The sequence below is a fragment of the Candidatus Contendobacter odensis Run_B_J11 genome (genome assembly GCF_000531125.1).
Lineage (GTDB): Bacteria > Pseudomonadota > Gammaproteobacteria > Competibacterales > Competibacteraceae > Contendibacter > Contendibacter odensensis.
In genome coordinates, this window is sequence record NZ_CBTK010000202.1 from 1 (window position 1) to 4,056 (window position 4,056).

The 4,056-nt window shown below is 46.8% G+C and carries 3 protein-coding genes and 1 pseudogene; all 4 read left to right on the top strand.

Annotated elements, in window-relative coordinates; all coding sequences use genetic code 11:
* Window positions 1–428: 428 nt before the first annotated feature.
* A complete protein-coding gene (locus tag BN874_RS12215) occupies window positions 429–860 on the top strand; it encodes a hypothetical protein (protein WP_034433717.1) in 432 nt (143 codons plus the stop codon).
* A gap of 129 nt (window positions 861–989) precedes the next feature.
* On the top strand, window positions 990–1,235 hold the full coding sequence (locus tag BN874_RS26490; protein WP_420886130.1) for a TraR/DksA C4-type zinc finger protein: 246 nt from the start codon (window positions 990–992) through the stop codon (window positions 1,233–1,235).
* Between the two features lie 52 nt (window positions 1,236–1,287).
* On the top strand, window positions 1,288–2,337 hold the full coding sequence (locus tag BN874_RS12220; RefSeq protein ID WP_034433720.1) for a hypothetical protein: 1,050 nt from the start codon (window positions 1,288–1,290) through the stop codon (window positions 2,335–2,337).
* A 34-nt stretch (window positions 2,338–2,371) separates the two neighbouring features.
* Window positions 2,372–4,000 (top strand): annotated as a pseudogene (locus tag BN874_RS12225) (SNF2-related protein); the annotation flags it as partial.
* Window positions 4,001–4,056: the final 56 nt, after the last annotated feature.

Consider the following 4,056-nt stretch of genomic DNA (forward strand, 5'->3'; position numbering starts at 1 on the left):
AATTATCGGGGAAATCGACCTCCAGAGCAAACTTTGCAGGAAATTTATCTAGGGGTGCTAGTGATGTTTCCCTTTCAATTTTGAAACGCCGATGATTTCAGCGCGTTTCAAAATGAACCGAAAAATTCCTCACTAAATTAGAAGGTTGCAAATCGTACTTAGACAGACTAAAGTCAATCTGGATAGAGAAATTTATGGCTAAATCAAACATTCATGTACCGCAACCTATGCTAGTAACTGATTTATTAGATTTGATTCCCGCATAACCCTCTGGCGAACGGCGGGGAGACGAAAACAGCCTCCACAGAAGTTTAGCTGTTCTAAATCTACTTTCATGAAGCTGATTTTTGATTTATACCTCGTCTGTTGCTATAGTGGCGACTGACTAATTCTAGTTAGGCTGCTTATTTAAAAAACAAAGGTTCTTTATGGAAAAGAAAATCTACGCTGAAGAAGTTAACTTCTGGCAAACAAGCTATTCGTCGCCAGATATTTGGATTGAACGTACAAAAAATCAGATTGAAAAACTTGGTGGAAAAGTCACAGCTAAAGGCTTTGAAAGTGATGAGCAAGGCCGCGTCGCTTTCATGCTTGGCTTCTCCATTGATACTGATACATTCAGAATCGTATGGCCGGTATTGCGATCTAAAACTGATAAGATACAAGCGGCTCGGATACAAGCCGCCACGATGCTTTACCACTACGTAAAAAGCGCGTGTTTGTATGCCGTTATAGTTAGCGCACGCTCAGCATTTTTCAGTCACCTTGTATTGCAAGATGGCCGTATGGCTTCACAGGTTGCAGATACAGAGTTGAGTGAAGTTGTTCCAAAAGTGCTTTTGCTTCCAGCAGCAGGCTAACTACCACAACAACAATGTGGGATGTTGCAGGTACTATCAAAGAGGGCAACTTGATTTTGCAAGGCAAAGTGTTTTGGATATCAAGTTGCACGGCTTATGAAAAGTCAGTAGCCAAGAAGGTTAGCTACTATGTCTATACGGTATTGTGTTGATTGTGGTAAGGCTATTTCATTACTACGTGTTAAATTAGCGCCAAATACTATTCGCTGTCTGTCGTGTGAGGGGGAAGGTGACGAAATAGACTACTCGGGTTCTTCCACAGCTGCCGAGGAAACTCAAATAGATGGCAGCCGGGGCTGGCATACTTTCCGGGATCACGGTCAATTCGGTTCTCATCCTATGTTTGACTCCATGGATGATGAATCCCTGCCCTGATCATCGACAAATCTTCTAACGAATTATCCAGACTGATCAGGCATCGGGTACGATGACAGAATTAGCCCACAATGCATTACCAAAGCAGCCGGATTCTGCGTCTTTTCAATATGTCGTGGTCATTGTCATCAGAACGCCTTTTGCGCCTAAGAAAGATATGCCTTTTGATATTTCCCTGCTGCGCACCGCCAATAAATTATTGATTCGTCAAAAGCATGGCATCGAGGATGTGTTTCTGTTTGTCGTGGTCGGCAACGAGGAAGAGAACGCCAAGGTTGCTACTCGGTTGAATGACTATGGATTTTTCAATTTTAACTTGCTGACATTAGATGTTGAAGACGATGATACCGACGATGATGAAATGGGTGAAGATATAGCCAACTGGCTGCGGAAAAATCATCCGAGTTGTGTCCCTTATTTAGGGAAAACAGTCTACGATGATAATTATGACTGGATTTGGTGGATGGGTATTAAATATGGACAGGAAGAATCCGCTGACTTATGGCCTTTTCCGGTTAAAGATTTTGTCCAATTACTTCCTTCAAGTTATGCCAATGCAGCATCAACATGGCTGGCCATACTCGCAACAGCCATGGATATGGCTAATCCTGAGTATGAAGATGACCCTGAATATGCTCTGGAAAGTCAGCAAAATGCACTTCTTGCGGCTACTTTATGCGAATGGTTACATGGTTTTGAAGGAGCGAATGGAAATTGTTTTAATGACTTCGATCCAGAAACTTCTATTAAGTTACTTAATATAAATGACTTCTTTTTAGGTTATAATGCCAATGATTATTATGACAATTTACAAGAGTTGTTTGACGAAGTTGAAAGTGAGTATGACTCGATGAAGCCCCACCTGCTTAAAAAGATCACAGAAGATAATCGTTACCCCATGCGTAATGCGTTATCCCGGTTTTTTGGTAGTGATGCGGGTCTTTTTTGGGCATTATACTCTTCAATTTGGCCAAACTATCAACAACCCATGTATGACTTGTGTAATGAGTTACTCAGTCCAAACGATTTCGACGAAATGGCGGAAATTATGTCCGCTTGGGAATTTGTCCAGCAGGGCTGGTGTGACGCGGCAGATGCGTAAATAATGCCGATTATCGACTGATTAAAGGATCATCATGTCAGAGGGACGTATCAAACCGGGAGTGACCGTCAGTGGTCCACTGCTCCCGGAGCCGATTGAGGTGCTGGCAGTGACGCCGTTAGGTACGTCGCTCAAGGTGATCGGTCGAGGAACCAAAACCGGATTGACGCACGATCCCATTTTCAGTGCAGAACAATTAGCCAATCTAACGGTTTCGGCGGAGCAGGAACCCTTTGATGGAGATGCCGCCCTGTTTCGGTTGGGGGTGGAGGCGCATCGCCTCGGCTTGGCTTATGAATACGATCCCTACTTTTCCCTTTCCATCACCCGAGTCGATCCGCTGCCACATCAATTAGAGGCGGTTTACGACTACTTCCTGAAATTGCCGCGTATCCGTTTTCTGCTGGCCGATGACCCTGGTGCCGGTAAAACTATTATGGCGGGTCTGCTTCTCAAAGAACTCAAGGCGCGTGGCCTGGTTCGGAGAACCCTTATTGTGACCCCGGCTAATCTGACCTTTCAGTGGCAACGAGAACTGAAAGACAAGTTCCGCGAGAATTTTGAGATTGTCCGGGGCGACGTGCTGCGGGCGAACTATGGGCAAAACCCGTGGCAAGAAAAGGCGCAGGTGGTGACTTCTATTTCGTGGGTCTCCACCAAAGAAGATGCTCGTGCCAGTTTGCTTCGCTCTCGGTGGGATTTGGTCATTGTGGATGAGGCCCACAAGATGAGTGCTTACGCTAATGACCGGAAAACTTTAGCGTATGAGTTAGGTGAGAAGCTCTCGGAGATGACCGATCATTACTTGCTGATGACCGCCACGCCGCATAAGGGCGATACGGAAAACTTTTGTCGCTTCCTGTCGTTGCTGGATAAGGATGTCTATGGCAACGTCAAAAGTCTCGAACAAGCGATGCGGCAAAACGAAGCGCCCTTTTACTTGCGGCGGATTAAAGAAGCCTTAGTCAGCTTTCCAGACCCGGAAACCGGAGTGGTCAAGCGGTTGTTCACTCAGCGCGAAGTGCGAACGGTCGCCTTTGAATTGGATGGGGAGGAATTGGAGTTTTATGACCAATTGACCCGCTATGTGGAGGATCAATCCATCCTGGCTGCTGCGGATAACTCGGCACGGGGCCGAGCTGTCGGGTTTACGATGGCGATGCTGCAACGGCGGATGGCCTCGACACTCTACGCGGTGCGCCGAACCTTGGAGCGGATGCGGGAGCGACGGGAGAAGATTCTGGCTGACCCGGACGCTTATCGCCGCGAGCAAATTACCAAGCGGCTACCGGACGATTTCGATGATCTCACGGAAGAAGATCAACAGGAGATTGTGGCTGAACTGGAAGACGTGGTGGCCTCGGTCGATCCAGTGAGTCTTCGTCAAGAGATTTCTCGTTTAACCGGTTTGATTGACCAAGCCCGCCCGTTGGAACAGCGGGAAGTGGAATCGAAACTCACCCAACTCAAGTGGGTGCTGAATGAGCAAGGTTTCCTCGCCGATCCCCAGAAGAAGCTTCTGCTGTTCACGGAACACAAGGATTCTTTGTACTACTTGGCGGGTGACGGTAAAGAGGGTCGTCCTTACGGTAAACTCCGGGAGTGGGGTCTCACGGTCACGCAGATTCATGGTGGGATGAAAGTCGGAGACCGTGATACGCCAGCAATTCCCGCTCTCCTTATTTAGACCCACTTTTTAATAGGTCGATTAATGATTTC

Excerpts from the sequence above, each read along its gene's own strand:
- BN874_RS12215 (WP_034433717.1), top strand. The coding sequence starts at position 429 with ATGGAAAAGAAAATCTACGCTGAAGAAGTTAACTTCTGGCAAACAAGC.
- BN874_RS26490 (WP_420886130.1), top strand. The coding sequence starts at position 990 with ATGTCTATACGGTATTGTGTTGATTGTGGTAAGGCTATTTCATTACTA.
- BN874_RS12220 (WP_034433720.1), top strand. The coding sequence starts at position 1,288 with ATGACAGAATTAGCCCACAATGCATTACCAAAGCAGCCGGATTCTGCG.